Source organism: Aeromonas sp. 25-AL00135 (genome assembly GCF_054052385.1).
The window spans coordinates 1-26,684 of the sequence record NZ_JBSTYQ010000011.1 but is presented as its reverse complement, the minus strand read 5'-3'; the positions used below and the strand labels follow the sequence as shown (position 1 = coordinate 26,684).

Here is a 26,684-nt window from a genome sequence, read left to right as displayed (position 1 = left end):
TGCAGTAGACTCGGTGCTCATTTTCCCCCTAAGGAGGACCGAGATGAGTATTACGGTTCAACTTGCCCATTTCAGTGATTGCCACTCCCACTTCGATGGCGCGCCCATGAGCTTCTCCCCTGTCGGTGAAGGCCAATGGCGCACCCAGTGCGGCGGTTATGCCCGGATCCTGACCCGACTGACCCAACTGCGTGCAAAAGCCGCAGCTGCCGGCCAGCGTTTTCTGTTTCTGCACGGTGGCGACTCCTTTCAGGGCTCGCTCTATTTCAACCGCTTCAAAGGGCGCGCCAACGCCGACCTGCTCGCCATGCTGGCCCCCGATGCCATGGTACTTGGCAACCACGAGTTCGATCTGGGCAACGGCCCACTGGTGGAGTTCTTGCGCCAGCTCGATTTTCCGGTGCTGGCCGCCAATCTGGACAACAGTCAGGAGCCAGCCGACACGCCGCTGGGGCTGTGGGATATTCCCCACCTCTACGACGCCCATCAGCCCTGGCATCGTCGGGTGATCGACGGGGTTCCCTTTGCGCTGCTCGGCATCACACTCGCCCAGATGGCTGCCATCGCCAACCCGGATCCCCACACCCGTTTCCACGCGGTCGCCGAGACCCTCACCCGGGTGTTGCGGGAGATCAAGCGCGAAGGGATCCAGCATATCGTGCTGCTGAGCCACCTCGGGCTGGATCAGGACAAGCTGCTGGCCGAGCGCTTCCCCGAGCTCAGCCTCATCATTGGCGGCCATACCCACAGCCTGCTCGGCGATCTCGCGCCGCTGGGTCTGCCAAGCGAAGGTACCTACCCCCTGATGAACAACCGGGTGGCCATTTTGCACGCTGGCCACAGCGCCCTCTGCCTCGGTGTGTGCGAGCTCACCTTCGATGAGACAGGCCGCGTCGTGCAAAGTAAGGGGCAGCTGGAGTGGCTCCCTTGGCAGCCCTGGCCATTTGCCTCCACGCCACCTGTCGGGCTCACCTTCTGCGAGCCGGATCCACAACTGGAACAACATCTGGCCAAACGCTACCGGCCGGAGATTGAAACCATGAGCCAGCGCATCGTCACCCGACTGGCGGCGCCACTGCCCCATCAGCGGCTGCCGGATGCCACCCTGCCCCACGGCAGCCAGCTCGCCCCGCTGGTGGCCCGCGCCATGCTTACCGCCGCTCGTGAACAGGTAGGCGAGGTGGACTTTGCCCTGCACAATGCTGGCGGCGTGCGCTGCTCGCTGGAGCCGGGCCCCCTGAGCGAAGCAGATATCGCCGGTCGCCTGCTGCCGTTTGCCATTCCCCTCACCCTCTATCGGGTGCACGGTCACGAGTTGGCGGAAGCGCTGGAGAATGCCATCGACAACGCCACCAACAACGGCGTGGTCGGCAATGGCAACGGCAGCTTCCCCTACACCGCAGGGGTGCGATTCACCTATCAGGCCGATCGGCCCAAGGGTCAACGCATCACCCGACTGGAGTGGGAAGCCGCCCCCGGCCAGTGGCAAGCGGTCAATGCCGAACAGGTCTATCGCGGAGTGTCTAGCGCCTATACCGCCTCCGGCAAGGAGGGTTACACCGCACTGGCGCGCACCCTGACCCAGCACAATCAGGAGCTCGGCATCACCCTGGCCGACGCTTTTATCCGCTGGGCTCGCCACTTGCCCACACTTGAAGCGCAGCCCCCCCTGGTTGAGTACATCAGTTGATGCAGAGAGGGTATGGCTTTGCCACATCCCCTGACGGCCAAAATTGCCGCAGCCAGCGCCCGGTTCCCTGCAAGAACCGGGCTTTTTCGAGAATATTTGCCCCACACGGGCCCGCCCCATTGCATCGCACTCACTAGCTCGGCAAGATAGGCCCGCTTTCAAGACCAGCTGCAGGAACAGGCGACTTCATGAATCACTCCATCCGCTTCACTCCCCCTCGCGTCAACCCGGGTATCAAGCCAGCCATCGTGCTGTTGACCGCCCTGCTGGCGCTGCTCTTCTGTCTGCGCAACCCGCTCTTCCACGCCATGGCGCCGGGCTTTGATGCCTCGCTGTTTGCGGTGATGGGCAAGATGTGGAGCGAAGGGGGCGTGCTCTATCGCGACATGATCGACATCAAGGGGCCGATGATCTTCGCTCTCGACGCGCTGGGCTATGGAATGGGGGGTTTTGTCGGGATCTGGGCGCTGGAGTGGGTGCTCTGCTGGCTCGGACTGCTGGCCAGCTGGCAAGCCTTTGCCCAACTTGGCCTCTCGTTCAAGGCGCGTCTCGGCGCCATGCTGGCGGTGCTGGCTCTCTACGGCACCCGTTACTACTACGGCAACATGACTGAGGACTGGACCTTCCACCTCGCCCTCATCGCCCAGTGGGCCTTCATTACCCTGCTGCTGGACAAGGGATTTCGCTGGTGGCCCGCGCTGGTGGCGGCCCTCACCTTCGCCATCGTCGCCTGGATGCGCACCAACAACGGCGCCTTCTGGGGGGCCTGGTATCTGGTGCTGTTCTGCCACTGGTGTCTGCACGAGAAGTGGCGTGACGCCATCTTGCTGCTCATCTCCAGCCTGCTGGGACTGGCGCTGATTGGCGGCCCGCTTTACGCCTACTTCCAGCAGCATGATCTGCTGGCGGCCTTCAAATACTACGCCTTCGACATCTTCTTCGAGGGGAGCTACGGCAATGGCTTCTCCCCCATGGTGGGCGCCGTCGGCCTGCTGCGCACCGGCCTTATCATGCTGCTGCCCGCCTTTATCATTCTGATGCTGAGCCGCCGTCAGGAGTGGTATCTGCCCGCCCTGCTGGCGACCCTGTTTGGAGTGCTGTTTACCCTGATCGCCAACTCGGTCTCCGGCCATGTGTTCGATCACTACGACGTGCTCTATCTGCAACTGGCGGTGCTGCCGCTGGCGGTATTGCTGGATCGCAGCGAACAGCAGGCTGATGCGATCGGCCTGCTCTGCATCTCGCTGGTGGTACTCACCGCCAGCTGGCTGCTGGCCCAGCAGCTCGCCTTTGGCTGGAGCACCAAGGAGTGGTCCCTCGAGCGGGTCAACGAGGTGCTCGGCACCAGCCTGCTGTGGGCGCTGCCGGTGCTGATCCTCATCCCCCTCTGGCGCGCCTGGGATGTGCGCAGTGCCACACCCTGGCTGGCAACGCTGGCCATGCTGCTGCTGATGATCAACAACGCCTGGGAAGGGACCCTCAAGGGGCGCCCTTTCAATCCGGCCGCGCAGGTGCGGGTCGATCGCATCAAGGCCGAGACCAGCCCGAGCGACAAGATCTGGGTCGACGGTATCCAGCCGCAATATTATCTCTGGACCGATCGTCAGCCGGCCTCTGCCTATCTCTTCTTTGCCAACGTCAATCCGCCCTATGACGTACGCGAGCGGGTGCTGGCCGATATCCAGCGCCAGAACCCCAAATTCATCATCGCCAAGCCGGATCGGGTGAGTGAGGAGCTGAAAAAGCCGAGCTCCCCTTCCCATCTCGCCTTCTATCAATACCTGACCAGCCACTACGAAGAGGTGGATCCGGGTCTCTATCGCCGACGCTGATCGTCAATACGCCCCGCAGGGCGGCCATTGTTGCAATGGCCGCCCTTTTTATTGCGCCAGATCGCCTTGCAGCGGCGGCCCGCAGTAGGCAAGCCCGCCCGAGATAACTACAATGACGCTCTTTTTGATGTAACGAGTGACACCATGGCGGAACTGACTTATCTGGGCGGCTATCCAGACCCCCTCAAGGCACAGGTACAGCAGCTGATTGCAGCAGGCAAGCTGGGGGAAATGCTGGCCAAACGCTATCCGGAGAGCCACCAAATCCAGAGCGACAAGGCGCTGCTTGCCTACACCATGGAGCTGAAGAACCGCTACCTCAAGAGCTCGGCGCCCCTGTCAAAGGTGGTGTTCGATGGCAAGATCAACGTGATCAAAGATGCCCTCGGCCTGCACACCTACGTCAGCCGGGTGCAGGGCAGCAAGCTCAAGGCCAAGAACGAGATCCGCATCGCCGCCCTGTTCAAGGAGGCACCGCCCCCGTTCCTGAAAATGATCGTGGTGCACGAGCTGGCCCATATCAAAGAGAAGGATCACAACAAGAGCTTCTACCAGCTCTGCCAGCACATGGAGCCCGACTATCATCAACTGGAGTTTGATCTCAGGCTCTGGCTCACCTGGCGCGATATCGACAAGGCCAACCGCTAGGCTGACAACCGTTTCAGGGAGGAAACATGTCATTTGCCGCAACCCCCTTTGGTGCCACCCGCTTTATTGCCACTTTGGTAATGACCAGCTTGGGCCGCGCTACCAGTCCCCGCCGCGCGTCACGCGGGCTGCTGGCGCTGCTGCTTCTGCTCGCGGGCCACGGCGCCCGTGCCGATGAGCACTGGCAGAGCGACAGCTATCTGGTCGAGAGCTTTATGGCCATCGCCATGGAGCGGGAGTATGGCGAAGCCAGGCAGACCCGTTTTGCCCGCTGGCAGCAGCCGATCCGGCTGCAACTTATCAACGAATCGGGTGACAAGCCGCTGCAGGCCGACGTGGTGAAGGTACAGGCGGCCCATCTGGCCCGCATCACCGGCCACTCCATCAGCATGGTGGCCGCAAAGCCCAACCTCACCCTGATCATGACCGACTACAGCAAGATGAAGAGCTGGGCCAACCGCACCATGGGGGGCGATCCATCGGTCAAGATGGCGCTCAAGGAGGGGCTCTGCCTTGCCAACTTCGCAACCAATGCGAAACACGAGATCAGCCGTGCCACCATCATCATTCCGGTAGACTACAGCCGGGCCAAGGGACGCTTTCTCGACTGCGTGGTGGAGGAGTTCACCCAGGTGATGGGGCTGCCCAACGACTCGGACAAGGTGTTTCCCTCCATCTTCAATGACAACAGCATCGACAGCTTTTTGACCGGGCTGGACTATGTGCTGCTCAAGATGGCCTATCACCCGGCCCTCAAAGCCGGAATGAGCAGTGACGAGATCCGCGCCGCACTGCCCATTGCGCTGGCCGACCTGCGCGCTAGGGGGGAGATCCGCGAAGCCAACCGCCGGGTGCAACAGCAGAGCCTGAAAAGCTGGGCGGGGCTGTAACGGGCTAGCTCAACCAGAGCCAGAAACCATCGCGAGCCTCTCACCACCCACAAAAACGCAGCCAAGTGGCTGCGTTTTTGTTGTCCGGGGATCGGCGGATCATTCGCGGGCATGCCCGTTTATCCGCACCCCATTTATCCAACGCCAGAATTATCGACAGACCGTGCGGGATCAGGAGACGACGTTCTCTTCCGGCATCCAGCTGTCGGCGTTCTCCCACACCTCCTGCACCATGGCTTCGGCCAGCTCTTTGTCTTCCTTGCTGGCACGGCTGACGGTCAGGGCCATGGCACTGCCCGGCGCGACCCGCACATGGATGTCGGGGAATTTTTCGCCAAGCTGCTTGAGCAGCTCCTGACGCAGCGCCTCCATGGTCGAGGTCGGGATCTGATGTTTTCTGTCGATGATGATTTCAAGACGCATAGGAAACTTCTCCATGATTTATAACTGTATTTTTATACAGTATTTATGGGAAGTAAAGTGCCATCTTGCACCAATCAGAAAAGATCCAGCTGCTGACCGCAGATCCGGTCGAACGACTCGCCGATAAAGGGCAGGATGGCATCGGCAATGGGCCGCAACTGCTTGTCGATATAGTGTTCGTAATCGATGGCACTGCGCCGGTACTCCAGCGGTTCTGGGCCATTGAGGGTCATCAGATAGGCAATAGAGCCCCGATGCTGATAGCGCTGGGGCAGACCGCGGCGCAGGTTCTCCTCATCAGCCAGCCGCGCCGCTCGCACATGGGGCGGCACATTCTTCTGGTACTCTTCCAGCTTCTGGCGCAGCCGTTTGCGGTAGATAAGCAGATCGTCGTGGCGACCGGCGCGAGTCTCATCCACCATGGTGCGCACGTAGCCGCTGGGATCTTCATCGTGAAACACCAGCTCATAGAGGCGGGTCTGGAACTGCTTGGCCAGCATGGTCCAGTCGGTGCGCACCGATTCGAGCCCCTTGAACACCAGCTGTTCACTCCCCTCACTGGCCTTGCCAACCAGCCCCGCATAGCGCTTCTTGCTGCCCTTCTCCAGCCCGCGGATGGTGGGCATCAGAAAGCGGCGATAGTGGGTCTCGTACTGGATCTCGAGATAACTCGGCAGGTCGAACTCGCGCCTGATCAGTGCAGCCCAGTTATCGTTGATCATTTGAGCCAGTCGCTGGCCGATCTCGTCCGCCTCATCGGGGCTGGTCTCGCGCCCCAGATGGACAAAGGTGGAGTCGGTGTCGCCATAGATCACCTCGAACCCCTTCGCCTCAATCCACTCGCGGGTCTGCTGCATGATGCTGTGGCCACGCAGGGTAATGGACGAGGCTAGGCGCGGATCATAGAAACGGCAGCCCCCTGAACCCAGCACGCCGTAGAAAGAGTTCATGATGATTTTGATGGCCTGGGAGAGTGCCTTGTTGCTGGCAGACTTGGCTCTGTCCCGTGCCGCCCACAAGGTAGCGATGAGATCCGGCAAGAAGTGCCGTTCGCGGGAAAACATGGCGCCGCGAAAGCCGGGAATCGCGTGCTCGGGATGCTGCAGCCCTTCGATGAGCCCCATGGGGTCGATGCAGAAGGTTCGGATGATGCTGGGATAGAGGCTCTTGAAATCGAGCACCAGCACATGGCGATAGAGACCGGGTTTGGAGTCCATCACATAACCGCCGGGGCTTGCCAACCCACCGTCGGCCGGCAGATTGGGGGCCACGTAGCCGCCACGATGGAGCCGCGGCAGATAGAGGTTGGTAAAGGCCGCCACCGAGCCCCCTACCCTGTCCAGCTCAAGGCCAGTGAGGGAGGCTCGCTCGATGGCAAACGGGATAAGGTGGCAGTAGTCGAAGATCTCCCACACCAGCTTGCAATCTTCCAGGTTGTAGCGGGCGAGCGCCTCCTTGTCGGAGTGGAACAGCTCGGTGATCTTCTCCCCCCGATTGGCCACGTCCTCGATATCCTTGCCACGGCCAAGCAGTTCGCTCGCCACCGCATCCAGGCTGTAGCTGGCAAACTGCCAGGTGGCGCTTTTGAGGGTATCGATGCCGTCGAGCACCATGCGCCCGGGGATAATGACGTTGCCGGTTTGGGGATCGCCCCGTGACGAGCGCCAGAAGCAGAGCTCGTGGCCACGACCCAGCCGCAGCCGCCGCTTGTTGAGCTCGGCGCGGCGCAGCAGCAGGCGAAAATCGAAGTTGACCACGTTCCAGCCGATGACCAGATCGGGGTCATGCAGGCTGAACCAGCTCTCCAGCGCACTCAGCAGGGCGCTCTCGTCCTCTACCCACTGGACTTGGGTGCCCCAACTCTCGGCATCCGCTTCCGGGGTGCCGATCATGATGACCCGCGCGTCCTGCTCGCTGTAAAGACCGACCGAGAAGAGGGCCCCGTCCATGGCGCACTCCACATCCAGTGACACCCAGGAGAGGGTTGGCGTCACCGCCTGGGGCGCGCAGCGTGCCTCGTTCACCTCCCAGTAGCCCTGCTTGCCCCCCTTCTTCACCGCCCGGCCATCGAAGCGCACGCCAGCGGTGATGAAACGCTCCATCAGGAAGCGCTCCGGCAGCCGGATATCCGCCTCGAAGTGCTCCAGACCGCGAATAAGCAGCAGCTCGATGGCGCGGTGAAAGGCGCTCAGGGTAGCGAAATAGCAGCCCACCACAGGGCGACCATCGAAGGTGTGCATCGGCAGGCGGCGAAACCGCCCGCTCACCCCGGCCCCCTTGAACAGCTCGGCGGCTTCTGCCATGTGGCTCTGTGGCAAAAAGAACACCGGCTCCTGCCCCGGCACCACCACCCGCACCGGCCCCTGCGCGCTCCAGAGCCACATCACGATTTCGGTGGTGGCAGGCAGCCCGTTGCGACCGCGCACGTCCCGACCGTGGCGGGTCAGGATAAAACCGTCGAGGGGCGGAGTGGCGGGTACGGAGGGCTGGGTTGCAGTCATGAAGCGTAAAGGGGCTGTCCGAGAATGGGACTATTGTACGTTCATACAGTGCCTGCTCGCAATCGTCACGCTGGCTGCGAGGCGGGAGTCAAACTGGTAAGCTCGATCCGGTCGTTATTCCCGCCCATCCCGTTCTGACCACTCTTCGCCGACGAAAGGAGTCTTTGTGGCAATCTATTCCCTGCTGGATCAGCTGGCTATCCCCTACCAGCGTGTTGACCATCCCCCGGTGTTTACCTGTGAGGAAGCGAGCAGGCTGCTGCCCGACCTGCCCGCCGCCAAGACCAAGAACCTCTTTTTGCGCGACCCGAAAAGCGATCGGCTGTTTCTGGTGGTAACACCGGAGGAGAGGCGGGTCGATCTCAAGGCGCTGGCAACCGCCCTTGGCGTCAAGCGGCTGAGTTTTGGTTCCCCCGAGCGGCTCGATGCGGTGCTCGGCCTCACCCCGGGATCGGTGACCCTGCTCGCCATGGTGCGCGACAGGGAAAAAGCGGTAGAGCTGGTGGTGGACGAGGCCATCTGGCAGGCCGAACAGGTGCAGTGCCATCCGCTGGTCAACACCGCGACTCTGATCATCCGCCTCGACGACGTGCGCCGTCTGCTGGCCCACCTCGGTCGGGAGGCCAACGTCATGCGGCTGCCTGCTGCAACCTGCAATTAGCACAACGTCTGGCGGTTGGGTTCACCTTGTCGCCAACACAACCACCTTTCACGCAGCGAAATTGACTGACAAGACAATAAAATGGCTTCTTGTGCGCTGATAAATCGAGTCAGTAGTTGCCATCGTGCAAGAAGTCGGAGGTGAGCACATTCGGCCATTTAACCAATTGATAATAGGCTGGATTCATGTTGTGATCGGCCACTGCCAGCGGGCGATACCCCATCGCCTGTTCGTTCACAGGTGACTTCCCAGAGAGCCCCTTGATGCCAAGTCTGTTTTCCTCAGCCCAGTTGTTGAGTCTGGTACTATTCGTCACGCTGTCACATGTGGGGGTCGCCACCATTTTCGCCGCCATGTGGCACACCCATCGCCAGATCAGGGCATTGATCTACTGGTCAGCGGGGGAACTGGTTATCGCGGGGGCTTTTTGCTGCCTGCTGCTGCGCCCTCTTGAGGGAAATGCATCCCTTGCCAATATTCTCTGCACCAACCTGCTGTTGATGTCGACCACCCTGCTCTATGAACGGGGGATGCGCCACTTCTTTCGCCGTGAAGCCGACCAACTGGGCTGGCTGCTGCCCGCCGTTACCCTCGGCGGTTTCGTTCTGTTTGCCATGACCGCCCTGCAGCAACCCCTCTTTGATGTGCACAGCCGGATCATCGTGCTCTCCGGCGTACTCTCGCTGCAGATTGCGCTGCTTATCTGGCAGCTCTGGCGCTACCAGCGGCTGGCCCCCGTCTATCGGGTGCTGCGCTTTGCCATTCTGCTGCTCGGCCTGCAACTGCTGTTGCAACTACTGCGGATCGCCAAACACCTCTGGCAGCCGGAGCTGGCGGCCAACTCCTTCACCGATCCGCTGCTCGGGCCTGTGATCCTGCTCAGCCTGCTCTTTACCATCGCTCGCAGTTATCTGCTGCTGAGTTTGGTCCACACCCGCCAACAGCAAGCCCTGCTGGCCACCCAGCGCAAGCTGGAGCGGCGCGCCAATCAGGACGAGCTGACTGGCCTGTTCAGCCGCCACTATTTCGAACGCCAGGTGGCCCTGCGTGCCCGCGAGGTGAGGAGCCCCGGCCAGCTGCTGCTGATCGATCTGGACAACTTCAAGCAGATCAACGACCGCCACGGCCACCCCGCCGGTGATGCCATGCTGCGGGCCGTGGGTCGGGTGATCACCAATACCCTGCCTTCTGAGGGCATGGCCGGTCGGCTTGGCGGCGATGAGCTGGCCCTGCTGTTGATGGCGGACCCGCAGACCCTGCCCGACTACTGCCACAGCCTGCAACAGCAGATCGCCGAGGCGACCCGGGCGCTGGCCGGTGGCCCCATCAGCCTCAGCATCGGCCTCACCTCGCTGCACCCTGACGAGGGGTTTGAAGCGGCCTACCTGCGCGCGGATCGGGCCCTTTACGCCGCCAAACAGGCTGGAAGGCAACGGGCCTGCGTGCAGGAGCTCCACCACAACGAGCCGCAACCGCTGCCGCCCTGTGCGCTCCTGTCATGAGCGCAGTGCTCGCTCTGCAGTGCCGACCGGCCAGGCTGGCAGATGCCCCGGCTTACCGGCGCTATGTCACCGAATGCGCCAAAGACGGACAGCCGCTCTATCAGGTGGCACAATTTGACCCGGAGGGCTGGCTACAGAGCCTGCTGGATCACGCCGAAGGGCGCAACTTGCCCAGTGGATACCTGCCGACCACCACCTATTTTGCCCTCGATGGCGAGGAGATCATCGCCACCCTGCGTCTGCGTCACGGTGACAATGAGGCAACCCGCCAGTGGCTGGGTCATATCGGTTACGAAACTCGCCCCTCTCGCCGTGGCGAAGGGACCGCGACCGTGCTGCTGCGCTGGGTGCAACAACAGGTACTGGCGGCGCCGGTGCTGATCTGCTGTGACCTAGACAATCTGGCTTCCCGCAAGGTCATTACGGCCGCCGGGGGCGTGTTGCTGGGGCGGCGCTTCCATCCGGGGGATCGCAACTGGCTGGAGATGTATCAGCTAGCCCCCTGCCCCAGCCGAGCATAGCCGCAGCAGTAATAAAAAGAGCGCCCCGAAGGCGCTCCTTTTTGCGAACGTGGCAAGACCGTTAGTAGCTGTCTTCCTGCTCCGCCTTCATCCGGGCCTGACGGGCATAGGCCTCCTCCTCGGCGCTCTCAATCTCCTGCAGCACCGAATCGAGATCGATGGCGGCGCGACTCTCTTCAAAGTGACCGGTCAGTTCGCTATCGGGGGTGAGTTTGCCATCTTCAAACAGCGCCCACATTTCCTGGGCATAACGGGTCTTGAGCAGCTCGGGGGCATACATACCGTAGTAGTTGCGCATATTGTTGACGTCCCGCTCCAGCATCGCCTTGGCCTGGTTGTTGGCGGCGGCATCCACCACCTGGGGCAGGTCGATGATGACAGGGCCCTGTTCATCCACCAGCACATTGAACTCGGAGAGATCGCCGTGGATAAGACCGGCGCAGAGCATGCGCACCACATAGCGGATCACCTTGTGGTGATCGATGACCGCTTGCTCAGGGGTGAGAGCCACATCGTTGAGGCGCGGCGCGACATTGCCATCCTCATCGGTGATAAGTTCCATCAAGAGGACACCATCGAGGCAGACATAGGGCTGCGGCACCCGCACACCGGCCGCCGCCAGCTTGAACAGGGCGTCGACCTCGGTGTTCTGCCACACCTCTTCATGCTGTTTGCGGCCGTACTTGGAGCCCTTCTCCATGGCGCGAGCGCTGCGGCTGTTACGCACCTTGCGCCCCTCCTGATAGACCACGGCCTGCTTGAAGCTGCGCTTGGACGCCTCTTTATAGACTTTGGCGCAGCGGATCTCGTCGCCGCAGCGCACCACATAGACGTCGGCCTCTTTGCCGCTCATCAACCGGCTGACGACCTCATCGACCAGGCCGTCATCAACCAGAGGTTGGATTCGATTTGGAATTTTCATGGCCGCCCTTTTACCCTATTTCCGCTCTCGAAGATAGCTCCGCGCACGCTCACCTGCCTCTCCCTTTCATAAGACACCCTGTTATCCCCTGTTTGCGCTGTTTTTGTCCACCTGTTCGCCTTAAAAACCACCAGCAGCAGACCAAATACGAAAGGCCCCTGCACCAACAAAAATGGCCCGCAAGCGGGCCAATTTTCAAGGTTCGGGCGGCAAACCCTGACGAATGCGCTGGATCCCCGCTTCATAGAGGCCGTCATCCCCCTCCTGATGCTCCAGGGTTTCGAAGATCTTGAGAAACCACATGTACTGCTCGGGATGGCGGGCCACCTGCATCTCCACCACCCGGTTCATGGCATTGACGTCTGCCAGCAGATCGGCGGTGGGATAAGGGTCAAACGGCGGCTCGATCTCCAGCAGATAGCGTCCCGCATCCTCGTCATAGCTTGCGAAGATGGGCACCGCTCTTGCACCAGTCAGCTTCACCAGCTTGGGCAAGGCTGGCAGGGTTGCCTTGGGGCGGCCAAAGAAGGGAACAAACACGCTCGCCTCGCGGCCGTGATCCTGATCCGGTAGATAGAAGAAACTGGCACCGGCGCGGATCGACTTGATCGCCGGTTTGATGCCGGCGCTGCGCTCGTACACTTTACCTCCTTTGGCCCGCTCGCGGTTGATGTACCAGTCGAACACCTGATCTTTCGGGCTCTTCATCATGGTGCACATCTCGATGCCCATCATGGAGAAGTAGCGGCCAATCATGTCGACCGCCCAGGTGTGAGGCACCACCAGGATCACCGGACGGCCTTCTGCCTGCTCGGTTTGCACATGCTCCCAGCCGGTGACCTTGATGCGACGGGTCAGCCGCGCCTTGCTGCGCCAGCTGAGCTCGCCAAAGCCCATAAAGGTCTTGAGCCCGACCCGGATCGATTTGAGCAGCAGCGCCTGCCGTGCAGCGGCATCCAGCTCGGGAAAGCAGATCTTGAGGTTGGTATCGGCGATATAGGCCTGCTTTTTCGAAAAACGCAGCAGGGTTGGAGAGACCAGATCGGCAAAGCGATCCCGCAGTCTCGCGGGGGTAAATGCCAGCAGGGAAAGCAGGCCCAGCGCACACCAGCTACCCCACCATTTGGGATGCAGCAGGCGGCTATGAAATGAGGTATCAAATACCGGATCTAACGCAGACATGGCGGCCATCAAGTCATCAAAAACAAACGGTTATTGTAGTTATCCTGACATTTTTTTCTACCCTGGGGAGACAGGCCATCGACCTGCAAGGCACTGATCAGACTAGTTATCATAAAAAATGGCCCACCTGGGGCCATTTCAATCAACGCAAATTCTGGGTCAGCCGTGGGGCGACAATCCCTTGCGGATCCGCTGGATCCCCGCCTCGTAAAGGCCATCCAGCCCCTCCTGATCTTCACGGGTATCGAAGATCTTGAGGAACCACATGTATTGACCCGGATGGCGCATCAGCTGCTGTTGCACCATGTCATTCATACGACAGGTATCGGCCATCACATCCTCGGTGGGATAGTTGTCGAACGGTGCCTCAATCTCCAGCCGGTAGCAGTGGTTCTCTTCGTCATAGCAGGCGAGCAGCGGCACCGCCTTGGCGCCGCTGACCTGCACCAGACGGGGCAAAGCAGGCAGGGTCGCTTTGGGATAGCCAAAGAAGGGGGCGAAGATGCTCTTCTCGCGGCCATGATCCTGATCCGGCAGATAGAAGAAGCTGCGACCGCTCTTGATGGTCCTGATCACCGCCTTGATCCCAGCGCTGCGCTCATAAACACGGCAACCGTTCTTGGCTCGTGCCCGGTTGAGGTGCCAGTCAAACACCGGATTGCGCGCCCGTTTCATCATGGTGCACATGGGCACCCCGCGCTGGGTAAAGCAGTAACCGGCTGCATCCACCGGCCAAGTATGGGGCACTACCAGGATCACCGGACGACCGGCAGCCCGCTCCGCCTCGATATGCTCCCAACCGATCACCTGCATCCGGCTCATCAAATAACGCTGACTGCGCATGGTGAACTCGCCAAATCCCAACAGACTCTTGAGGCCGACCCGGATCGAGGTCAGTGCAATGGTATCCCGCTCTTCCGGGCTCTTGTCCGGGAAGCAGATCTCCAGATTGGTTCTGGCGATATAGATCTGTTTTTTCGAGATACGAAACACCAGCGGTGCCAAGGCTTCGGCCAAACGGTCGCGCAATCGCACCGGCACAAAGGCGAGCAACATCAGCACGCCGAGCGCCAGCCAGCTGAACCAGTAGCGGGGATGCAGAAAACGGGCTTCAAAAGAGGAGTCAAATACGGGATCTTGGGACGACATGTATTGGGGTCGAGCGAAAAAGTGGTGCTGCATTGTAGTCGTCCTGACAGGTAATACCAGTTAAATCCATGGCAAATAGCCCGCCACGAGCGCCACATCAAAAAACCATAAAAAAATGCCCCGCACCGCGGGGCATTTTGCTCGTTACACAACCAGGGTGGAGGCTCTTTGTCCATCCATCGTATGACTGGTCGTTTATCCCGTCGCTCTCGGAGCGCACTGCTTATCCATTTCCCGATGTCACATCTTCTTCAAGATTTAACGGTGAGCACCCTGGCGGGCCATGCCGTTATTCATTTCGGTATTACGCTGCGGCAGAAAAAACATCAGGTAACGCAGTGCCACATACCCGACGATCACGGTAGCCACCCCCAGCTCGAAGTGGGCCAGCAGGCTGATCTGCTCGACGTAGTGACTCCCTTGCGCAAACCCTTCCACCAGATGAGCCACTTTGAACAGAGCGGTGGCACCGATCACCAGCGGGAAGGTGAAGGCGGCATAACCGGGCGAGAAAGGCAGACGCAGCAGTTTGATAAAGGCCAGATAGATGATGCCGGTCATCAGGATGGCGATCCCCAACAGCACGGCCACCAGCAGCAGTGACGGCTCCTGGCTGACGGTCAGGTAACCGGCCAGAGAGAGGCTGGCAGGGGCAGCCAGAATGGCGATGGTCGGTTTGGCGGCATCCGGCACTTCATGGCTGAAGATCAGGCGATAGAGCATCAGCGGCAGCATCAGGCCGTAGCAGATGATCCCGAACCAGAGCAGACCGTTGGCCAGCGGGGCAAACTGACCACCCGGGAAGGCGACGTCAGCCACAATGATCCCCACCGGTGGCACGAACCAGCTCGGCACCATGTGGTGAATTTCAAACTCTTTGGCGCGATGCCAGATAAAAGTGGCCAGGAACAGCAGGTGAACAGCCACGGCAAACAGCCAGAGGGCCTCGCCCGCTTGCGGCGCAATCATACCGAGCGCTTTGGAGACCACCATGGTACCCATGGCATAGGTCGGTACCACACTGCCGACTACGGGGTGAGCGAGATCCTGCAACAGCAGGCGGGGGTGAAGCAGAAACTTGAAGGTCAGGATCACCAGCAGCACGGCAGCAATGGCAGCGCCCAGCAGTTGCATCCGGCCATCGAAGTGACCGGCATTTTCCCAACACCAACCAAGGCTGGCGATGCCCAGCGCCAAACCCGCCATGGGGGTTGGGGCGGCAGCCAGTGATTTACGGGTTCTTGCGATCATGATGACACCTTTCTATTGATGACTATGGCGATAGGATAATGGTCCCTTATCGTTTACGATATCTAAATGAATTAAATCAATCATTCAGGAAAACCAAACACGATGAAACTGACCCTGCAGCAGCTGAAAGTGTTCGCCACCATTGCCCGCTACGGCAATCTTGGCCTTGCCGCCAACGAGCTATGCCTGAGCAAGGGGGCCGTCTCCCAGTCGCTGCAGGAGCTGGAGCGCCAGCTCTCTACCCCGCTGTTTGACCGCATTCACCCCAGATTGCAGCTCAACAACGAGGGGCGCCTGCTGCAACCGGCCGCCGAAGAGCTGCTGACCCGGATGCAGGATATCGAGAACCTGTTCAGCCCCGATGCCGAGCCGAGCGGCCAGCTTCGCCTTGGTGCCAGCCAGACCATCGGCAACTACCTGCTCCCCACCCTGCTCGCCAGCAGCAAACAGGAGCTGGGGCTCCCCCCCAAGGTGACCATCAACAACACTCACCTGCTCTGCCATGCGCTGGCCAACTTCGAGCTGGATATGGCGTTGATTGAGGGGGAGAACCACCACCCCGACCTGCTCGCCGAACCCTGGCTGCAGGACGAGATGCTGGTGGTGGCCCCACCCGGTCACCCGCTTGCCAACAAGAAGGAGCTCACCCTCTCCCGACTGGGGGGCGAGACCTGGGTATTGCGTGAAGCACAATCGGGCAGTCGCGAGCAGTTTATCCAGCAGATCCAGCCCGAGCTGCCCCGCTGGCAACCAGGGCTTGAACTCAACACCTTGGAGGCGGTGATGCTGGCGGTGGAGAAAGGGCTTGGTATCTCCTTTATCTCCCGGCTGGCAGCCTCGGATCGCCTGGCAGATGGGCGGCTGATCGCCCTGCCCCTCACCCGCCGCTTCCCGCGCCAGCTCTCCCTTATCTGGCACAAGCAGAAGTACCACTCCACCTCCCTGCGCCACTTTATCCACTTCTGCCGGGCTCAGGTGAAGGATGCCGAGGTGAGCCGCGCAGAGTAACGCGCGCTCGGAGCGCCGCTGGCAGACCTGCACCCCAATGGAAAAAAGCAGAGAGGGAGCCACGGCTCCCTCTCTTTGATTCGCTTCTGAGTATCACTTTTCCAGACTGCGCAACCAGCTGATCTCCTCGCCCCAAATGGACTCGTCGATGGTCTCGAGGATCAGCGGAATGCGATCGAAGCGATCATCATTCATGATGTGGTGGAATACCGCCTCTCCCAGATTGCCCTCCCGCAAGCTGTGGTGGCGATCGACCCGGCTACCGAAGGTGCACTTGGCGCCGTTGATATGCATCCCCTTGAGATAGTGAAAACCCACCGTGCGGTCGAACTCGGCAAAGACGGCAGCGCAGCTCTCGGCAGTGCGCAGATCGTAGCCAGCGGCAAAGGCGTGGCAAGTATCGAAACAGATCCCGACCCGGCTCTTGTCCTCCACCCCCTCGATGATGGTGGCGAGGTGCTCGAACGACCAGCCGAGGTTGGTCCCCTGCCCGGCGGTATTCTCGATCACCGCCGTCACCCCTTCACTGCGCTCCAGCGCCCAGTTGATGGACTCGCTCACCAGCTTGAGGCTGGCCGCCTCAGGGATCTGCTTGAGATGGCTACCGGGGTGGAAGTTCAGATAGCAAAGCCCCAGCTGCTCGCAGCGCTTCATCTCGTCGAGAAACGCATCGCGGGATTTGGCCAGACCATCGGGATCCGGGTGGCCCAGATTGATGAGATAGCTGTCGTGGGGCAGGATCTGCTCCGGCAGAAAACCGGCCTTGTCACAAGCCGCCTTGAAGGCACGGATGGTGGCATCCGACAAGGGGGCCGCCTGCCACTGACGTTGATTCTTGGTAAAGAGGGCAAACGCGTTGGCCCCGATGGCCTGGGCGCGGGCGATGGTATTCTCCACCCCGCCGGCCGCACTGACGTGGGCTCCAATATATTTCATACAATCTCCTCGATACGGCAAGCCGCCATTATGCCGATCCAGCCCGGCCACGCCAAACCGGGATATCCGATAGCGGGTATCGACAAAAAGTGCTGCCTTAGCAAGACGGCTGCGTTTCATGGCGCAATCGGCCTGCGCTGTAGCAACCTCTCCCCAGAAGGGATAGTTAGAGCCCATCCACGCCAGCATGGCGCCCATAAAAAAACGCAGCGTATCGCCTGAGCAATAACGCTGCGTCTTTGGGTCTCTCGGCCGTCCCCCTTGCCGTGACCCGAATGGCCAGCGACAAGGGAGCAAGAATGCGCGGGGAGAGTCGCCTTAGAAGGGCATCTTGAAGCCTGGCGGCAGTTGCATGCCACCGGTCAGTTCGCCCATCTTGGCCTTGTTCTGCTCTTCCACACGACGCACGGCATCGTTGCAAGCGGCGGCAACCAGATCTTCCAGCAGCTCCTTGTCATCTTCCATCAGGGAGGGGTCGATCTCGATGCGACGGACGCTGTGGCTACCGGTCATGGTGACCTTGACCATGCCAGCACCGGCTTCACCGGTCACTTCCATCTGAGCCAGCTGCTCCTGCGCCTTCTGCATACGCTCTTGCATCTGTTGGGCCTGTTTCATCAGGTTCCCCATTCCACCTTTACCAAACATATGTCGTCTCTCGTCTTGAAATCCGGCATCCAGCGCCGGGCTGTGGGCTTGTCTGTCCTAGATGGGGACAGCCAAACTGCTTTTCAACCGGAAGCAAGCTCCCGGCCACGGAATTTAGCGGTTGAGGGGCTCGATGCTCTCGTGATGAAGCACGGCACCAAACCGCTGAACTAAAAACTGTACGTTGGGATCCTGCTCCAGATCCCGGGTCACCTGCTCGCGCACCCCGAGATAGAGGCGGTGTTCGATCTCGAGGGGGGTCTCCTGGTCAGGCACCACACCAAGCGTCACCTCGACCTGCACCGGTTGACCCAGCGCTGGCCCAATGATCTCGGCCAGATCGGCGCGCGCCTTGTCGCTCACCAGATGGCGCTGTTCAGGCTTGAGGGTTAGCAGTACCTTGTCCCCTTCCCGCGTCATCACCGAGTTGATGGCCAACTGGCGCAGCCGCCCTCCCACCTGAGTGTGAGCGATCAACTCGGCCCAAGGGTCGCCGCAACCATTGAGCAGCGAGGAGGGGATAAGGCGAGTCGCCTCTCCCTCTTGCGGCTCGCTGTCGCTCTCGAGCTCATCCCAGTCGATGGTCTCCATCACCGGCTGAGCGGGCTCGCTCTGTATCACAGGGGCAGCAGCCACTGCCGTGATGGCAACGGGCGGCTGGGTCGCTGGGGTGGGCGTCACCGCAGGCACCCCAGCACTGCGCTCACCGGGTCGATAGCTCGGCTGTACGTCGAGATCCCAGGGGGGCAGATCGGTTGGCTGGGCCGGAGCCGTGACGGGGGCGTGGCTCATCACCGGAGTCTGCTCGGCAAAGCCCTGATTGAGGTACTCTTCGTATTCCCCGTTGTCACCCTGCGGCTCGTAACCGTCGTTATAGAGATCCACTGGCGGCAGATCATCATAGTGACCCATCGCCGGCATCCCCTGCCCGGCCGGTTGGCTGACCGGAGCTGGCTGTTGCGCTACGGTCGGTGCGGCGGCGGGCGCGACAGGACGAGCTGGCGCAACCGGCACCGCGCGCGGCGCGGGCGCCGCCGGGGCATCCTGACCACGCTGGCGGCTGCGCAACATGTTTCGCTTACCAAGCAGGCTTTGCATGCTCGATACCGCAGACACGGCTTCAGGTGCGCTAACCGGCGCGGTTGTCGGTTCGAGCGCGGGCTCGAAGGGGGCGGTCAGCGGCTCGCCACGGGAATAGTCCATATCGGCTGCGGCAGGCGCTCGATCATCAGCATCAGCAGATTGTTCGGCTGAGTGCGCTGGCACATCGGGCTGCGCATGTGGCAACGCGGGCTCGGGTTGATACCCCATGCCCGCAGCCTCGCGCAGCAGCTCATCCTGCTGGCTGAACAGCTCGGCGGCTTGCGCCTCCTCCTCGCTGTCGGCGGGGTTGCCGATGTCATCCGTCATCGCAGGCAGGGAGACATCAACCGCGGGCACGACACTGGTGGCAACAGGGCTGGCTAGCGGTGCAGGCACGGCGCCGCTGATCGATGCCAGTGCGGCCGATTCAGCGGCCGGGTGCTTTCCCGGCAAGGAGGCTACCGGAGTGGCACTACTCGCCGCACTGCTCGTCATTGACGGGGGCAACGCAGTGAGGCTGGCCGGATGCAGGGCATCGCGCCGGGGCGAGAAGGCGAGCATCCGCAGGCAGGTCATCTCCAGCGCGGTGCGACCATCGGGAGCCCAGGGCAGATCTTTACGGCCACCCAGCACGATCTGGTAGCAGAGCTGCACCTCTTCCGGGCTCATCGCCTTGGCCAGTTGCAGCAGGGCATCGGCATCCGCCCCCTGCTCCTGCACGCTGGCAGGCAGCAGCTGCGCCATGGCGATGCGATGGAGCAAGCCTTCCAGCTCGGCGTGGAGCTGATCAAAATCGGGGCCCAGGGTAGCGATCTCGGTGATCTTGGCCATGGTCGCGGGGGCATCTTGCCGCAAAATGGCTTCCAGCAGCTGGTGCAGATGGCGGTGATCGAGCGTGCCCAGCATCGCCAGCACGCTGTCGAGGCGCACGCTACCATTGCCGTGGGCCAGCGCCTGATCGGTCAAGCTCAGGGCATCGCGCATACTGCCGTCAGCGGCTTTGGCCAAAGCCAGCAGGGCGCGTGGCTCGAAGGGCTGCCCTTCCTGATCCAGCACCCATTCGAGCTGCTTGGCGATCTGGGTCTGATCCAGACTCTTCAGATGAAACTGCAGGCAGCGCGAGAGAATGGTAATGGGCAACTTCTGCGGATCCGTGGTGGCCAGCAGAAACTTCACATAGGGGGGCGGCTCTTCCAGGGTTTTCAGCAGCGCGTTGAAGCTGTGGCGCGACAACATGTGCACTTCATCGATGAGGTAGACCTTGAAGCGGCCGCGGGCCGGACGGTACTGCACGTTGTCGAGCAGCTCGCGGGTATCTTCCACCTTGGTTCGCGACGCCGCGTCAATCTCCAGCAGGTCGACAAAGTTGCCCTGATCGATCTCGCGGCAGGTATCACAGACGCCGCACGGGTGGCTGCTGATCCCCTTCTCGCAGTTGAGGCTCTTGGCCAGAATACGGGCGATGGTGGTCTTGCCGACCCCGCGGGTACCGCTCAGCAGATAGGCGTGATGCAGCCGTCCCTGATCCAGGGCGTTGGTCAAGGCGGTCAGCACATGTTGCTGGCCTACCACTTGTTCAAACGTATGGGGGCGCCATTTACGCGCCAGAACCTGATAGCTCATAAATCCATCATGCAGGGAAGACAGGGCATTGAGGCCGGATGCTAACACAAATGGCGGGCTGGCTGTATCGGCTATCGGTCAGAGCGGGAGGGATCGCTTGATTTTCAAACCGATGCCCGCACGGGCACCGGTTCAATGCAGGCCCGATGCAGAGGATCGGGCCGAAGAGGCATTACTCGCCGGCCAGCTCGACCAGTGAGACTACCTTGATGCCAGCGGCAGTCAGGCGGGCATCGCCACCCAGAGACGGCAGGGAGATGATGAAGGCCGCATCAGCAACTTCACCACCGGCACGGCGGATCAGCTTGACGGTCGCATCAACGGTACCACCGGTCGCCAGCAGATCGTCCACGACCAGCACCTTGTCACCAGGCACGATGGCATCGGTGTGCAGTTGCAGGGTGTCGGTGCCGTACTCGAGGGCATAGGACTCCTCGATCACTTCGCGCGGCAGCTTGCCCGGCTTGCGGACCGGCACGAAGCCCAGCCCCATGGCATAGGCAACCGGCGCGCCAAAGATGAAGCCGCGAGCTTCGGTGCCAACAATCTTGGTGATCCCTTGATCACGATAATGATTGGCCAGCAGATCGATGGTGGCCTTGAAGGCCTCGGCGTTCTCGATCAGGCTGGTAATGTCACGAAACAGAATGCCCGGCTTCGGATAGTCGGGAATGGTCTTGATGCTTGCTTCGATAAATTTCAGGGTTTCCGGATTCATGTGTTGACCGCTTATTTTTTTGACCCAGGGGTGGCCATTTTTTCTCAATTCCCTTCTGCGGGAAATAAAAAAGCCTGTCACGCAAAAATGACAGGCCGACTCCATAGCATTATTGCTGCAATAGCTTAGGGACTTCACTTCGCCATTGCAACTGGCTCCAGCACTGGCAGACGCATTAACCAGGTGAGCAGGATCACCATTATGATAACCAGCAGCCCCTTGACCCACAGCAGTGGCACCACCGCCAGCGACACCGAAAAGGTGAGCAAAATGAAGATAATGGCGCGCCGTCTGGCCTGACGACGAATGCCGCGATACTGTTGCCAATCCACGATGGGCGGGCCAAACCAGGGATGGGCCAGCAGCCAGCGATGAAAACGGGGCGATGAGCGGGCAAACAGGGCGGCGGCCAGCAACATGAAGGGGGTAGTCGGCAAGAGCGGCAGCACAATGCCCACAATACCGGTGGCAAATGCCAGCCACCCGAGCGCCATCAGACACCAACGCTTCATTCCTTCTCCTTGCGTGATTTATCTCCCTCTAGCCTAACAGAGTTTGAGCGGGTGCTGACAGCAGGCCGCAACCCCACTACAATCTGCGCTCTTTTTTCTTGCCACTCTCGTCGGAAAGCCGTTATGCGCGTTATTTTGGCCCCCATGCAGGGGGTACTGGATCACCTGATGCGGGAGGTACTCACCTCCGTCAATGATTACGATCTCTGCGTGAGCGAGTTTATCCGGGTCGTCGATCAGCTGCTGCCCGCCAAGGTGTTCTACCGCCTTTGCCCTGAACTGCTGCAAGATGGCAAAACCCGCGCAGGCACCCCGGTGCGGGTGCAACTGCTGGGGCAACACCCTGAGTGGCTGGCCGAGAACGCCGTGCGCGCCATCGAGCTGGGCTCCCCCGGCGTCGATCTCAACTTCGGCTGTCCCGCCCCTACGGTCAACAAGAGCAAGGGCGGTGCGGTGCTGCTCAAAGAGCCCGAGACCATCTACCGCATCGTCAAGGCGGTACGTGACGCAGTGCCCGCCCATCTGACGGTGAGCGCCAAAATTCGCCTCGGTTACGACGACAAGGATCTCTATCTGGAGAACGCCCAGGCGGTCTTCCAGGGGGGCGCCAACGAGCTGGCCGTTCATGCGCGCACCAAGCGCGAAGGGTACAAGGCCCCCGCCCACTGGGAGTATGTGGACGCCATTCGCCGCGCCCTGCCCATCCCCGTCACTGCCAACGGCGAGATTTGGGATCATAAAGATGCCCTCGCCTGCGCCAGGGTCTCGGGTTGCGATGCCCTGATGGTCGGGCGCGGCGCCATCTCCCTGCCCAATCTGGCCAACGTGATGAAAACCGGCTGCCCGCACATGAGCTGGGCCGAGGTGCTGCAGTTGATGGTGAGCTATACCGAGCAGGATCTGGCCAGCGAAAAAGCCGACTACTACCCCAGCCGCATCAAACAGTGGTTCAGCTATCTCAAGCGGGAATATCCCGAAGCGCACCAGCTGTTTCAGGAGATCCGGGTGCTCAAAGAGACGGCTCCCATCCGCGATGCCCTGTTGCAGGCAGCCAAAAGCCACGGCTAACCACGTTTAACTTGACGCATATCATCTTGATAGAGTTATCGGATCCCTATACTGCCCCGAATCTGTCGTCTGTCCTGTGGGGGATAATGTGTGTGAAATGACGCAAGCACAGTTGACTGTCTGGCGTAATCGCCTGCTGTCAGACTGGGCCCAAGTACGAGAAACGCTGATCGGTCAGCTCAAAGCCTGCCGCCGTGACGAGTGGGCCGAGCAGGTAGGTCACTGCGAGCAGGATCAACTGGTGGAACTGACCAGCCGGCTGGATCTGCCGAAGGTAGAGCAGAGCGTGGCCCGCCTCAAGCGGATCGATGCGGCACTCTGCCAGATGGATCTTGGCCTCTATGGCCTCTGCTCCGATTGTGAAGAGCCGCTTTCCATCGAACAGCTGGAACAGGATCCGACCCTGCAACGCTGCCCGCGCTGCGAAGCCCGCTATCGCAAGGGATTCCACGCCCACGAACTGTGATGGATGCACATCTGTGCATCCGCTCAACCCTCAGCACTGGTTACTCCGTCGTTCCTGTCCAATACTCACCGTATCAGCCTGTTCGAGGGTATGCGTTGTGTACAGACTCTTGTTGTTATGGTGTTTGTGTTGCCAGGCTACGGCACAGGAGTCATTGGTCGTGGGCTGGGTCGACTGGCAGCCCTTCAGTTATCGCAATGAACAGCAACAGCTCCGCGGACTGGATGTGGAGCTGCTCAACGCCATCTTCCTTCGGGCCGGTTATCAGGCCAAATTCAATGAAATGCCCTGGGCTCGCGTGCTGCACGAGCTGAAATTCGGCACAGTTCAGCTGACCATGTCAGCCAATATCACCGCCGAGCGGCAGCAATATGCCCGCTTCAGCCACCCCTATCGGGAAGAGGAGACGGCCATCATCATCCGTCGGCAAGATGCTGAACGCTGGCGCGGGATCACCACCCTGGAGCAGTTGATCAACACCCCCGACTTCCATATCGGGGTGCTCAAGGGCTTTGATTACGGCAATACCTTCCGCCAGTTGATGGCAAGGCCCGAGCTGCAGCCCCGTCTGCAGATGCGCCTGCGGCTGGATCAGCTGCTGAAAATGCTGCAAGGGGGTCGGATCCAGGGGTTTATTCTGGATCCCCACGGACTGCAGGGGTGGCAGGGTAAGGATGAAGCGCAGGATCAGCTGCATACCCTGCTGCGTATCGAAGTCACGCCGGTTCACCTGATGCTGAGCAAAGAGAGCACTACTGAGGCGCAACTGCAGCGGATCAATCAGGCTATCGATCAATTGAAACAGAGTCCCGACTATCAGCAGATCCTCGATCGCTATCAGTTCAGATCCCTGCATTCACAGGAAAACACCCATAAGTAAGGGGAGCATCAGCTCCCCTTACTGTCTCAAGCAAACCCAATCCTGTCTCAAACAACCCTGGTTGCAACTTGCCAGGACGTTTTGGTCACCGATAACGTGATGGTTAAACCTGGCTATCAGCGTCCCAGCACAATGTCGGCAAGGTGGGCGAAGTGGTGGATTTCGTGGGTGGCATCGCACTCGCCCGCTTGCCGCGCCGGGTTGTACCAGCAGGTTGCCAGCCCCTGCGCCGCCGCCCCGGCAATATCGGTTTTCGGATTATCCCCCACCATCAGCACCCGCGCAGGATCCGGCTGCCCCATCAGGGAGAGGGTGTGCTGGAAAATAGCTGGCGCCGGCTTGGTCACCCGGATCTCGTCGGAGATCACCAGCGGCTCGAACCACTCGCTCCAGCCCAGTTTGCCGAGCCGTCCCCGCTGGGGCACGCTGAAACCATTGGTGATGATCCCCATCCGCACCTTGCTGCGCAGCTGCTGCAGGGTCTCGACCACTCCTTCGAGAGGCATGCTAAGGGCAATGATTTGCTCCAGAAAGGTGTTGTTCATCGCCATGGGATCGGCGGCAACCTGCTGGGCAAAGAGGGAGAAGCGGGTCTGCTGCAACGCCGTTGCATCGATCTCGCCGTCGTTGTACTGCTGCCAGAGCCCGTGGTTGAGGGCGTGGTACTGCGCCATGCTGGCGTCATCAGCCTGTACGCCATAGATCTGCAAGGTGTGAGTCAGCGCAGAGGCGACCGGAAAATCGAGCAGGGTTTCATCCAAATCGAACAGCACCCAGTCATAACTTGGTTTTTTCACAGAACTCCTTGTTATCATTCAGATTATTCAGAGGCTTGGCGACCAACTCTGCCAAGTGGACTGGCCAGCAGATCCAGCGTGAGACGCACGCCGAAGCCGGTCACTTCGCTGGAGACCACCCCATTGCCCCCCTTGTTGCGAAAACCGCTCAGGTCGAAGTGCAGCCAGGGGGTCTGCTCGGGCACGAAGTGGGCGAGGAAACGGGCCGCATCGATGTGATCCGGCGAACTGCCCGGCGCACACTGCAACAGATCGGCCCACTCGCTTTCGATGTTGTCGTCGTAATCGTCATCAAGCGGGAAGGGCCAGATCCGCTCGCCGCTGCGCTGACCCAGATTGACCAGCGATGTCATCCATTCGCTGCGATTGGTAAAGACGCCGCTGTAGCGGCTACCCAGCGCCCGTTTGCAGGCCCCGGTCAGGGTCGCGTAATCGAGCAGCAGATCCGGGGTATCCTGCACCGCCATCGCCAGTGTATCGGCCAATACCATTCGCCCTTCGGCATCGGTATCGACCACCTCGATGGAGGTGCCATTGATGGCAGTCACCACCTCGCCGGGGCGATAGGCGTGAGGGCCGATATGGTTCTCGGCAATGGCCAGCCAGCAGTGTACCTCGTAGGGTAGCTGAGCTCGGCTGATGGCGTAGAGGGTACCGAGCGCCACCGCGCTACCCCCCATGTCCAGATGCATGCCATACATGCTGCCGGAGACCTTGAGGTTGTAACCGCCAGAGTCGTGGCAGATCCCCTTGCCCACCAACGCAATGCGGCGCACCGGCTTGGGTGGATAGTAGCTGAGCTTGACCATTGCCCCCTGATTGTCTTCCGAGCCACGAGCAACGGCCAGAAACGCCCCCGCCCCCAGCTCGGCCAGCTGTGCCTGATCATAGTGATGGCACTGCCACCCCTCATCTTGCGCCAGCTTGCTGACAAACTCGCGATAGCTGGCGGCCGTAAGCTCGGAGGCAGGCAACACCGCCAGATGGCGAGCCAGCCCGTTGCCCCCCGCTTCGCTGTAAAGGCGTGCCAAGTCCAGCACCACTGCGGGTGAAACCTTGATCTGCTGATAGCTCCAGCTGCTTTCACTGCGTCGCTTGCTGGTGGGCAACGAAATATTGGCGGCAAGCAGGGCCGACAACATCACTTCGGCCAGCATCACTCGCTCGGAGGGAGAAAAACCTTCCAGATGCAGCCCAAGCCGCTCCACATTAAGCCCAGAAAGAGGAGCAATCCAGCCTCTGATCTGTTTATAGGGGCGGTGATCCCGCGTCACACTGCCGGCCACAAACATCACCTGCAACAGGGTATTGCCATGCATCAGGGTAAAGGGCGCTTTTTTCCCCAACGCAAGCTGGGTCTGGAGACCCGCAAGGGCGGGCAGCGAAAGCAAAGACTCCTTCTGCTCTTCGGCGATCAGCAGCAGTTGCAACGGCAGCCCTTGGGCAAGGGCTTCGGCCAGCGTGGCATCCCGGCTTTCAATAGCAGGAGGAAGATAGGTGAAGGGAGTGATCACAGGCGCGTGCCTCATCCATGAAGAGATACCTGATGATACCCAACAAATGGTTGATACGACCAGTTTTGGTCTTGAAAAAGCGTCAGAAATAGCAGCAATCACCAGATGGTGACGAGCATCAAGAAGGATTGTTCAATGATTGGCGATACAGGAAGGGAACGTTCAGAAAGTTGGTTGCGGGGGCCGGATTTGAACCGACGACCTTCGGGTTATGAGCCCGACGAGCTACCGAGCTGCTCCACCCCGCGTCCGAATTGTC

The 26,684-nt window shown here is 60.6% G+C and carries 25 protein-coding genes and 1 tRNA gene; 11 read left to right on the top strand and 15 right to left on the bottom strand.

All coding sequences use genetic code 11. The features are described 5' to 3' along the window. Positions 1-43: 43 nt before the first annotated feature. From ACW5XC_RS11770 to ACW5XC_RS11755, 4 genes are all read left to right on the top strand, one after another. Complete coding sequence (locus tag ACW5XC_RS11770; protein ID WP_042055402.1) at positions 44-1,690, top strand: bifunctional metallophosphatase/5'-nucleotidase; 1,647 nt, start codon at positions 44-46, stop codon at positions 1,688-1,690. 188 nt (positions 1,691-1,878) lie between these two features. Beyond that, complete coding sequence (locus ACW5XC_RS11765; protein ID WP_042055405.1) at positions 1,879-3,522, top strand: hypothetical protein; 1,644 nt, start codon at positions 1,879-1,881, stop codon at positions 3,520-3,522. Positions 3,523-3,666: 144 nt separating this feature from the next. Next, entirely contained in the window at positions 3,667-4,170 is a 504-nt protein-coding gene (locus tag ACW5XC_RS11760; protein WP_005333421.1) for a M48 family metallopeptidase, read from the top strand. Positions 4,171-4,196: 26 nt separating this feature from the next. Next, the gene (locus ACW5XC_RS11755) at positions 4,197-5,060 is read left to right on the top strand and encodes a DUF2927 domain-containing protein (protein WP_042055410.1); all 864 of its coding nucleotides are present in this window, start codon (positions 4,197-4,199) and stop codon (positions 5,058-5,060) included. 171 nt (positions 5,061-5,231) lie between these two features. Here the strand turns inward: ACW5XC_RS11755 and ACW5XC_RS11750 are convergent, their stop codons facing one another. Both ACW5XC_RS11750 and ACW5XC_RS11745 read right to left on the bottom strand, forming a co-directional pair. Continuing rightward, entirely contained in the window at positions 5,232-5,483 is a 252-nt protein-coding gene (locus ACW5XC_RS11750) for a DinI family protein (RefSeq protein ID WP_042055411.1), read from the bottom strand. 74 nt (positions 5,484-5,557) lie between these two features. Next, the gene (locus tag ACW5XC_RS11745; RefSeq protein WP_042055412.1) at positions 5,558-7,984 is read right to left on the bottom strand and encodes a DNA polymerase II; all 2,427 of its coding nucleotides are present in this window, start codon (positions 7,982-7,984) and stop codon (positions 5,558-5,560) included. A gap of 166 nt (positions 7,985-8,150) precedes the next feature. On the opposite strand from ACW5XC_RS11745, the gene ACW5XC_RS11740 reads away from it, so the two are divergent. After that, positions 8,151-8,645 carry a prolyl-tRNA synthetase associated domain-containing protein gene (locus tag ACW5XC_RS11740; RefSeq protein WP_042055413.1) on the top strand — a complete coding sequence of 165 codons (495 nt, stop codon included), beginning with the start codon at positions 8,151-8,153 and terminating at the stop codon, positions 8,643-8,645. Between the two features lie 109 nt (positions 8,646-8,754). Here ACW5XC_RS11740 and ACW5XC_RS11735 read toward each other — a convergent pair whose 3' ends face one another. After that, complete coding sequence (locus ACW5XC_RS11735) at positions 8,755-8,883, bottom strand: hypothetical protein (RefSeq protein WP_265339895.1); 129 nt, start codon at positions 8,881-8,883, stop codon at positions 8,755-8,757. Between the two features lie 25 nt (positions 8,884-8,908). Here ACW5XC_RS11735 and ACW5XC_RS11730 point away from each other — a divergent pair, with 25 nt between their 5' ends. Both ACW5XC_RS11730 and ACW5XC_RS11725 read left to right on the top strand, forming a co-directional pair. Further along, complete coding sequence (locus tag ACW5XC_RS11730; protein WP_042055415.1) at positions 8,909-10,147, top strand: GGDEF domain-containing protein; 1,239 nt, start codon at positions 8,909-8,911, stop codon at positions 10,145-10,147. Further along, positions 10,144-10,668, top strand: coding sequence for a GNAT family N-acetyltransferase (locus ACW5XC_RS11725; protein ID WP_042055417.1), 525 nt, complete (start codon positions 10,144-10,146; stop codon positions 10,666-10,668). The genes ACW5XC_RS11730 and ACW5XC_RS11725 overlap by 4 nt, the downstream gene beginning before the upstream one ends. Before the next feature lie 61 nt (positions 10,669-10,729). Here ACW5XC_RS11725 and ACW5XC_RS11720 read toward each other — a convergent pair whose 3' ends face one another. From ACW5XC_RS11720 to ACW5XC_RS11705, 4 genes are all read right to left on the bottom strand, one after another. After that, entirely contained in the window at positions 10,730-11,590 is an 861-nt protein-coding gene (locus tag ACW5XC_RS11720; RefSeq protein ID WP_019445814.1) for a PA4780 family RIO1-like protein kinase, read from the bottom strand. Between the two features lie 195 nt (positions 11,591-11,785). After that, positions 11,786-12,781, bottom strand: a complete 996-nt coding sequence (locus ACW5XC_RS11715; protein ID WP_042055420.1) for an LpxL/LpxP family acyltransferase — start codon at positions 12,779-12,781, stop codon at positions 11,786-11,788. A 150-nt stretch (positions 12,782-12,931) separates the two neighbouring features. Continuing rightward, a complete protein-coding gene (gene lpxM, locus ACW5XC_RS11710; protein ID WP_042055448.1) occupies positions 12,932-13,921 on the bottom strand; it encodes a lauroyl-Kdo(2)-lipid IV(A) myristoyltransferase in 990 nt (329 codons plus the stop codon). Between the two features lie 258 nt (positions 13,922-14,179). Further along, positions 14,180-15,172: a TDT family transporter gene (locus ACW5XC_RS11705; RefSeq protein ID WP_042055422.1), complete on the bottom strand. Its 993-nt coding sequence runs from the start codon at positions 15,170-15,172 to the stop codon at positions 14,180-14,182. A gap of 102 nt (positions 15,173-15,274) precedes the next feature. On the opposite strand from ACW5XC_RS11705, the gene ACW5XC_RS11700 reads away from it, so the two are divergent. Beyond that, on the top strand, positions 15,275-16,180 hold the full coding sequence (locus ACW5XC_RS11700; protein WP_042055426.1) for a LysR substrate-binding domain-containing protein: 906 nt from the start codon (positions 15,275-15,277) through the stop codon (positions 16,178-16,180). A gap of 93 nt (positions 16,181-16,273) precedes the next feature. Here the strand turns inward: ACW5XC_RS11700 and nfo are convergent, their stop codons facing one another. The 5 genes from nfo to ACW5XC_RS11675 all read right to left on the bottom strand — a co-directional run bounded on the left by nfo (position 16,274) and on the right by ACW5XC_RS11675 (position 21,700). Then, positions 16,274-17,116, bottom strand: a complete 843-nt coding sequence (nfo, locus tag ACW5XC_RS11695) for a deoxyribonuclease IV (protein WP_042055429.1) — start codon at positions 17,114-17,116, stop codon at positions 16,274-16,276. Positions 17,117-17,434: 318 nt separating this feature from the next. Further along, on the bottom strand, positions 17,435-17,764 hold the full coding sequence (locus ACW5XC_RS11690) for a YbaB/EbfC family nucleoid-associated protein (protein ID WP_005333445.1): 330 nt from the start codon (positions 17,762-17,764) through the stop codon (positions 17,435-17,437). A 114-nt stretch (positions 17,765-17,878) separates the two neighbouring features. Then, positions 17,879-20,470: a DNA polymerase III subunit gamma/tau gene (gene dnaX, locus ACW5XC_RS11685; RefSeq protein ID WP_042055431.1), complete on the bottom strand. Its 2,592-nt coding sequence runs from the start codon at positions 20,468-20,470 to the stop codon at positions 17,879-17,881. Between the two features lie 172 nt (positions 20,471-20,642). Then, a complete protein-coding gene (apt, locus tag ACW5XC_RS11680; protein ID WP_005352403.1) occupies positions 20,643-21,188 on the bottom strand; it encodes an adenine phosphoribosyltransferase in 546 nt (181 codons plus the stop codon). Positions 21,189-21,322: 134 nt separating this feature from the next. Then, positions 21,323-21,700 (bottom strand): YbaN family protein, encoded by a 378-nt coding sequence (locus tag ACW5XC_RS11675; RefSeq protein ID WP_042055435.1) that lies wholly within the window; start codon positions 21,698-21,700, stop codon positions 21,323-21,325. 123 nt (positions 21,701-21,823) lie between these two features. On the opposite strand from ACW5XC_RS11675, the gene dusC reads away from it, so the two are divergent. The 3 genes from dusC (at position 21,824) to ACW5XC_RS11660 (ending at position 24,114) form a co-directional block, all read left to right on the top strand. After that, complete coding sequence (gene dusC, locus ACW5XC_RS11670) at positions 21,824-22,768, top strand: tRNA dihydrouridine(16) synthase DusC (RefSeq protein WP_042055437.1); 945 nt, start codon at positions 21,824-21,826, stop codon at positions 22,766-22,768. A 97-nt stretch (positions 22,769-22,865) separates the two neighbouring features. Continuing rightward, a complete protein-coding gene (locus ACW5XC_RS11665; protein ID WP_019445807.1) occupies positions 22,866-23,234 on the top strand; it encodes a TraR/DksA family transcriptional regulator in 369 nt (122 codons plus the stop codon). 160 nt (positions 23,235-23,394) lie between these two features. Further along, complete coding sequence (locus ACW5XC_RS11660; protein WP_080771411.1) at positions 23,395-24,114, top strand: substrate-binding periplasmic protein; 720 nt, start codon at positions 23,395-23,397, stop codon at positions 24,112-24,114. Between the two features lie 116 nt (positions 24,115-24,230). Here ACW5XC_RS11660 and yjjG read toward each other — a convergent pair whose 3' ends face one another. From yjjG to ACW5XC_RS11645, 3 genes are all read right to left on the bottom strand, one after another. Further along, a complete protein-coding gene (gene yjjG, locus ACW5XC_RS11655) occupies positions 24,231-24,911 on the bottom strand; it encodes a pyrimidine 5'-nucleotidase (RefSeq protein WP_042055441.1) in 681 nt (226 codons plus the stop codon). A 23-nt stretch (positions 24,912-24,934) separates the two neighbouring features. Continuing rightward, entirely contained in the window at positions 24,935-26,425 is a 1,491-nt protein-coding gene (locus ACW5XC_RS11650) for a M17 family metallopeptidase (protein WP_042055445.1), read from the bottom strand. A 171-nt stretch (positions 26,426-26,596) separates the two neighbouring features. Then, positions 26,597-26,673 (bottom strand) — tRNA-Met (locus ACW5XC_RS11645). Positions 26,674-26,684: the final 11 nt, after the last annotated feature.